Genomic DNA, 7,560 nt, shown 5'->3' with positions numbered 1-7,560 from the left:
CCCCTATTCCCTATCCCCTATCCCCTATCCCCTCTTATAGCTTGCTTCATCTCGCGGACTGCCCTTTCCATACCTACTAATGCTGCCCGACTGATGATGGTATGACCAATGTTCAGTTCTTCCATGCCTGGAAGCGCAGCTACCGGATAGACGTTCCAGTAGGTGAGTCCATGACCAGCGTTAACTCGCAATCCAGCTTGAATCGCTTGTTCACAACCTTTAGCTAATATGGCTAATTCTCGGTGGCGATTTGTTTCATCTTTAGCTTCGGCATATTGTCCGGTGTGCAATTCAATAAACTGCGCCTGTATCTTGACAGAGGCTTCAATTTGTGCTGGTTCGGCGTCGATAAATAAACTAACTGGAATGCTAGCGCTTTGCAATTTATCGACTATTTCACCTATTCTAGCAATTTGCCCGACAATATCTAGTCCGCCTTCTGTTGTCACTTCTTCGCGCTTTTCGGGGACTAAAGTTACGTAATCTGGTTTGATATCGAGAGCGATCGCTAGCATTTCATCTGTAGCGGCCATTTCTAAATTAAGATGCGATCGCACTGTTTGCCGCAATATCCGCACATCCCGATCTTGGATATGTCGCCGATCTTCGCGCAGATGCACCGTAATTCCATTCGCACCCGCTAATTCTGCCAGTACCGCCGCCGCTACTGGATCTGGTTCCACCGTCCGACGCGCTTGCCGGATAGTGGCGATGTGGTCAATGTTAACACCAAGTGTAGGCACCCCAAGTTTCTCCCAAATCCACAGTCCTCAGAACTTGATTTTACCGGAAATAGCGGTAGTTTTGCTGAAGAAGCTACAGATAGATTACACGCGTACAATGCGATTGTTTAAAAGAAAACTGAGTTAGCAAAAGCTTATTGTTGGGCAAACTACTTTAAATAAGTAGCTGATTTCACAAGAGTTGATGAAGTATGAATACAGCAGTTGAGCCGATGGACAAGCTTTTGAACTATCAAATTAGCGAACAACTTTATGCAGGCTCTAGAACCTTAGTTTACCGTGCTATTCGAGAGGCGGATCGACTTCCGGTTGTAATTAAACTGCTCCAGCAAGAGTATCCTACCTTCAATGAACTGCTGCTGTTCCGTAATCAGTACACTATTGCTAAAAATCTTGACCTACCCGGTATTGTTCGTCCCTACAGCCTGGAACCTTACCGCAACAGCTATGCTTTGGTGATGGAGGATTTTGGCGGCGTTTCCCTCAGAGATTGGCTCAATCAACAAATGGCGAGCAACCAATATACTTTGACAGAGTTCTTGGATATTGCGATCGCTCTGAGTAATACTCTTGACGGACTTTATCGCCATCGAATTATCCACAAAGATATCAAGCCTGCCAACATCCTCATCAACCCGGAAACTAAGCAAGTCAAGTTGATTGACTTTAGTATTGCCTCTCTTTTACCCAGAGAAACCCAAGAAATTTACAGTCCTAATATTTTAGAAGGTACTCTCGCCTACCTTTCCCCAGAACAAACCGGACGGATGAATCGCGGAATCGACTATCGCAGTGATTACTATTCCCTTGGCGTTACCTTCTATGAATTGCTGGCTGGACGCCTACCCTTTGAGTCGAGCGATCCGATGGAGTTGGTTCACTGTCATATTGCCAAGCAACCAGAACAATTAGGGCGCAGGGGGGAAGAAGCGATTCCCGAAGTTCTTTGTGAGATTGTGATGAAGTTGATGGCGAAAAATGCTGAAGACCGCTATCAGAGTGCATTAGGGCTGAAATTTGATTTAGAAAAATGTTTGTCTCAATTGCAGGAAATTGGCTCGATTAAATCCTTTCAATTAGGTGAGCGAGATATTTGCGTAGGCGTAGCCCGTCGTAGACATCGCTTTATCATCCCAGAAAAACTCTACGGTCGCCAAGCCGAAGTTCAAAATTTACTGGATGCCTTTGAGAGAGTCAGTCAGGGAAGCACTGAAATTATGTTGGTAGCAGGCTTCTCTGGTATTGGCAAAACTGCTGTGGTGAACGAAGTCCACAAGCCAATTGTGCGACAACGAGGTTATTTCATTAAAGGTAAATTTGATCAGTTCCAGCGCAACATTCCTTTCTCTGCCTTTGTGCAAGCTTTTCGAGACTTAATCGGGCAACTGCTGAGTGAAACTGATGCCCAATTCGAGCAGTGGAAGTCCAAAATTCTTTCTGCTTTGGGTGAGAACGGACAAGTGATGATTGAGGTGATTCCAGAACTGGAAAGTATGATTGGTAAACAGCCACCTGCGCCAGAACTCTCTGGTAGTGCGGCACAAAATCGCTTCAATTCGCTGTTTTTAAAGTTCACTCAAGTCTTCACTGCATTAGAGCATCCATTGGCGATCTTTATTGACGATCTGCAATGGGCAGATTCTGCTTCTTTAAAGTTAATGCACTTGTTAATGAGCGAAGCTGACATCCGCTATTTACTGTTAATTGGTGCTTATCGAGATAACGAAGTCAACCCAGTACATCCGCTGATGCTGACTTTGGAAGAGATTCAGAAATTAGATGCCACAGTCAATACGATTACTTTATTACCCCTTGATCGGGTTTCTATCAATCATTTGGTTGCAGATACATTGAGTTGCTCTTTAGCTTTAGCCACACCCTTAACAGAATTAGTATTGAGCAAAACTAAAGGTAATCCTTTCTTCAATACCCAGTTTCTCAAAGCGCTACATCAAGATCAACTAATTACATTTAACCCCCCTCAGTCCCCCCTTAGTAAGGGGGGAAGTCAAGGGGGGTGGGAATGTGATATTGCTCAGGTGCGATCGCTCGCCCTTACCGATGATGAAGTAGAGTTCATGGCAATTCAACTTCAGAAATTGTCAACAGAAACTCAAGAAGTTTTGAAGTTAGCAGCTTGTGTAGGAAACCAATTTGATTTAGTGACATTAGCGATCATCCATGAAAAATCCCAGTTGGAAACAGCCACAGATTTTTGGAAAGCTATGCAAGATGGGTTGATTCTTCCTACCAATGAAGTTTACAAGTTCTACCATGAGGAGTCTGAATTTAGAATTCCAAATTCAGAATTTCAGCAATACAATTCTCCTGACTCTTGCTCTTACAGATTTCTTCATGATCGTGTTCAGCAAGCGGCCTATTCTCTTATCCCTGAATCTCAACGAAAAGCTACTCATTTAAAAATTGGGCAATTACTGTTAAGTAATACATTACCTGAAGCGCTTGAAGCCAGAATTTTTGACATTGTTAATCAGCTAAATGAGGGAATTGATATAATTGATGAGCAATCTCAAAGATATGAACTAGCTCAACTGAATCTAATTGCTGGTAAAAAAGCAAAAGCTTCTACTGCGTATAGAGCAGCCCTAAAATATTTCACGTCAGGCAGAGGTTTGTTAATAGATAAAAGCTGGTTAAATAATTATAAAATTACATTTGAATTACATCGCGAATCCGCAGAATGTGAATATCTAACTGGTAGCTTTGACCAAGCCGAAAAATTATTTGAGATAGCGTTAGCTCAAAGCAAAGATAGGTTTGAACAAGTAGATATTTATAGGATTCAGATGTATCTGAAAATGACTCAGGGTGAAAATATAGCAGCTAGCATTGAAGCTGGAGTAAAAGGTTTGAGCATTATGGGAATGCATCTGCCAGTCACTTCTGAAGAACAGCAAGCTGCTATCGAAACTGAAGTTCAAGAATTAAAAGCTAAACTGCAAACGGTTCGTATATCAGATTTATTCGATCTGCCTGAGATGACAGATCGAGATCAGAAGGTTTGCATGGGTATTTTAGCTGACCTTTGGGCAGCAGCTTATATGGGAGGAGATCAATATCTCAGTTGCTTGGCTCCTCTATTAATGATCGGTTTATCGTTGAAATATGGCAATGCAGAAAGCTCCGGTTTTGCTTACTGTTTGTATGGAATGAATCTGGCAAATCAAGGAAATTATCAAACGGCTTATGAGTTCGGTACATTAGCACTAAAACTCGATCGTCACTTCAATAGTACCCAATTTATTTTTAAGACCAATAATATCTTTGCACATACTACCAATCCCTATAATCAGCATTTAAAAACGAATTTGCCGCTTTCTCAACAATCATTCCAAATATGTCAAGAAACTGGAAATTTGGTGTTTGGTGTTTGGGCAGTTTCGTTTTTGATTTGGGCGATGTTAATTAAGGGCGATCGCCTCTCGGATGTTTACGCGGAAACTGAAAAATATCTGAGTTATGTCCAACAGGTTAATGATGTCAATATGCTGTATGCATTTACTTTACAGCGGCAGTTCTTATTGAATTTGCAAGACATATCTAAAAACACCGATTTATTAAACGATCGCAATGACGAAGATATTCCCTATATCGAAGTTTGGAGACAGAAGAATAACTTTGAACATGGAATTAATTGGTACTGCTTTCTCAAAATCCAATTGTCGTACCTTTATGATCGCTACGCAGATGCTGTGCAAGCAGCAGAAGAAGCTGAGAAAACTCTTGGTTGTAACTCTGGTTTCTTCCCAATTATTCAGTATCATTTCTACTATCCACTCAGCTTGATAGCTCTCTATCCCACTGTGACATTAGAGCAGAAAAAGCAGTATTGGGACATTATTCAAGAGCATCAACAAATTCAGAAAACCTGGGCGAATAGTTGCCCAGACAACTTTTTACATCGATATCTCTTGTTATCTGCGGAAATAGCAAGAATTTCTGGCAAGTATATGGATGCAATCGAATCATACGATTGTGCCATTGCTAAAGCTAAAGAAAACGAATACGTCAACGAAGAGGCTCTCGCCAACGAACTTGCAGCCAAGTTCTATTTAGAATGGGGTAAAAAACGCATTGCTCAAGAATATTTGATTAATGCTTACTATTGCTACACACGCTGGGGTGCTAAAGCCAAAGTCGATGACTTAGAACAGCGTTATCCACAACTGCTAGCCCCAATTTTACAACAGAGGCGTTCACTACTTACACCCAATGAGACAATCGCAAATATTGACAGCATTGCTACCTTCCACCCAAGCATTCATAAATCAGTAACCTCTAGCAGCAACACATCAGTAATGCTAGATTTGGCAACAGTTTTAAAAGCCTCTCAGACTCTCTCCAGTGAAATTGAACTGGATAAATTACTTACGAAGCTGTTGCAAGTGGTGATTGAAAATGCTGGAGCAGATAAGTGTGCGTTACTACTGCTCAAAGAAGGTAGATTGCTAGTTGAGGCAACTGCTCAAGTTGGGCAGCAATCAACGGTATTACAGTCCATTTTTGTGGAAGATAGTGCAGACGTTCCCCATAGCCTAATTTACGCCGTTAAACGCAGCCTACAACCTACCGTTATCTTTGATACAACATTGCATTCGGCGCTAATAGCCGATCCCTATATTATTTGTCAGCAACCCAAAAGCTTGCTATGTACACCGATTCTCTATCAAGGGAAACTCTTAGGGATTTTATATTTAGAAAACAATTTGATGACTGGGGCATTTACTAGCGATCGCGTCGAAATTCTCAATCTCTTATGCACTCAAGCTGCAATCTCCCTAGAAAATGCCCAACTTTATCAGCAAGCACAAAATACTCTAGAAAACTTAGGACAGACGGAACAATTTTTGCGGTTAATTATGGACAATATCCCCCAATCTGTTTTCTGGAAAGACCGCAATAGTGTTTATTTAGGCTGTAATCATAAGTTTGCTCAAGCTTCGGGTGTAGGAATACCAGAAAATGTTGTTGATAAAACAGACTACGATTTATCTTGGACTCGTGAAGAATCAGATTGGTATGTAGAGTGCGATCGCCGCATTATAGAATCTGGAGAAGCTGAACTCAATATTATTGAAACATTACAGCAAGCAGATGGAAAACAAATCTGGTCGAATACAAATAAAATTCCCTTAAAAGATAGAGAGGGAAACGTTTTCGGTATCCTTGGAACGTTTGAAGATATCACCAAATACCAGCAAGCACAACAATTGCTACAACAGCAAAAACAACAGTTAGAACAAGCCTTACAAGAACTCCAAACTATGCAATTGCAACTAGTGCAAGGTGAGAAAATGTCTGCACTTGGTAATTTGGTTGCAGGTGTTGCCCACGAAATTAACAATCCTGTTGGCTTCATTGCTGGCAACTTACAACCAGCCAAAGATTATGTCAAAGATTTGCTTGGTCTAATTAATCTTTATCAAGAAAAGTTTCCTAATCCCGGCTTAGATATTCAAGATGAAATTGATGCTATCGACCTGAATTATTTACAGGAAGATTTACCTAAATTACTAGATTCGATGAAATTGGGTGTTAACCGTATTCGCAGTATTAGTACTAGTTTGCGAACCTTCTCTAGAGCAGATAAGGATTATAAAGTTCCTTTTGATATTCACGAAGGGATTGATAGCACTATTCTGATTCTCAGACACCGTTTAAAAGCTAATGAAAACCGTCCGGCAATTGAGGTAGTGAAGAATTATGGTAAACTACCCCTAGTGGAATGCTTTGCTGGACAACTTAATCAAGTGTTTATGAACTTGTTAGCAAATGCCATTGATGCACTTGAACAATACAATACAGAACGCAGTTTAGAAGCGATTCTTGCCAACCCCAATCGCATCACTATTCAAACTTGTGTAGTAGATTCAGGTCAGAATGTTTTGATTAAGATTGCTGATAATGGTGTGGGGATGTCACCAGAGGTTAAACAAAAAGTATTTGACCATTTATTTACTACTAAGCCTGTCGGAAAAGGCACTGGATTAGGATTAGTGATCGCTCGTCAAATTGTGGTAGAAGCACATGGTGGTTCGCTCTCTTGTACTTCCGAACTGGGAAAAGGCACAGAGTTTGTCATTCAAATTTCTACTCAACAACAATAATTAGTGCTGAGTGCTGTTAGCGGTAGCGGGGCGTTTAGCCCGTGCTGAGTAATTTTTACTTTACTCGGCACTTTTTATTTTTGTTTTTTAAATTGTAGTTTGGAGGAAAGCGACAATGATGCTGAAATTACGGAAAGTCTGGTTGAAAATAAATCGCCGATGTAGTGCCAAAATCAACAAAAAATACTACTCATTTAAATGGCGATCGCGAAACTTAATATTATTATCAATTGTGGTGATTCTATCCATTAGCATTAGCGTCACAGCTATCACTAGTTACAAGATTATTAAGGGGTTGCTGCTCGATAGTCTCAAGGAGCAAGCACTGTTAAAAACACGGCAAGGTCAGGATGATATAGATAACTGGTTAGCCATTCGTAAGACAGAAATTAAGACTTTGGCAAATTCTGCTGTGGTGCGATCGCTAGATTGGCCTGTGATGGAACCTTACTTGCAATCTGAATTGAAACGGCTGCAAACGTTTTTGCTCATGGCATTAAGTATACCAGATGGCACATTAATCAATACTTATCAAAATCGTCTCAATGTTAAAGACCGAGAATTTTTTCAGCGAAGTATGGCGGGTGAAACAGTAGCAGCCGATCCAATTATTGGACGCACAACTAAACAGTTGCAGATTCAAATTAGTACTCCGATTCCTGCCGAAATAGGCATAAAGCCAGCAGGTG

Annotated in this window: 2 protein-coding genes and 1 pseudogene; 2 read left to right on the top strand and 1 reads right to left on the bottom strand. The window is 40.9% G+C overall.

The window, feature by feature from the left end:
• Nucleotides 1–17: 17 nt before the first annotated feature.
• Nucleotides 18–743 carry a pyridoxine 5'-phosphate synthase gene (locus IQ229_RS05935; RefSeq protein WP_194042110.1) on the bottom strand — a complete coding sequence of 242 codons (726 nt, stop codon included), beginning with the start codon at nt 741–743 and terminating at the stop codon, nt 18–20.
• Nucleotides 744–934: 191 nt separating this feature from the next.
• Here IQ229_RS05935 and IQ229_RS05930 point away from each other — a divergent pair, with 191 nt between their 5' ends.
• Nucleotides 935–6,871: a trifunctional serine/threonine-protein kinase/ATP-binding protein/sensor histidine kinase gene (locus tag IQ229_RS05930; RefSeq protein WP_194042108.1), complete on the top strand. Its 5,937-nt coding sequence runs from the start codon at nt 935–937 to the stop codon at nt 6,869–6,871.
• A gap of 115 nt (nt 6,872–6,986) precedes the next feature.
• Nucleotides 6,987–7,560, top strand: a pseudogene (locus IQ229_RS05925) (sensor histidine kinase); the annotation flags it as partial.

Origin of the sequence: Nostoc cf. edaphicum LEGE 07299 (assembly GCF_015207245.1) — a bacterium.
GTDB classification, from domain to species: Bacteria; Cyanobacteriota; Cyanobacteriia; order Cyanobacteriales; family Nostocaceae; genus Nostoc; species Nostoc edaphicum_B.
This window is presented reverse-complemented; position numbering and strand designations above follow the sequence as displayed.